1 protein-coding gene is annotated in these 215 nt (G+C 81.9%); it reads left to right on the top strand.

The genetic code is table 11. The annotated features are described in order from the left end of the window. On the top strand, window positions 1–215 hold a 215-nt coding region (locus DXB53_RS09835), incomplete at both ends, for a transposase (protein WP_147330911.1).

Here is a 215-nt window from a genome sequence, read left to right as displayed (position 1 = left end):
GCCGCGGGGCTCGGGGTCGCCCACCTGCCCGGGCTCGCCGCCAGCCGCGCCGCGGGCCTGTTCGCCGGCGAGGCCAAGACCGACGAGCGCGACGCCGCGGTGATCGCGCGGACCGCCCTGGGCGTGCCGGACTCCCTGTCGGGGGTCCCGGGCCGCGGCGAGGCCCTCGAGGCCGCCCGCGCCCTCTCCTCCCAGCGCGACCACGTCGTCGCCTG

This window comes from Collinsella sp. OM04-5 (assembly GCF_003439125.1).
Classification (GTDB): Bacteria; Actinomycetota; Coriobacteriia; order Coriobacteriales; family Coriobacteriaceae; genus Collinsella.
This window is presented reverse-complemented; position numbering and strand designations above follow the sequence as displayed.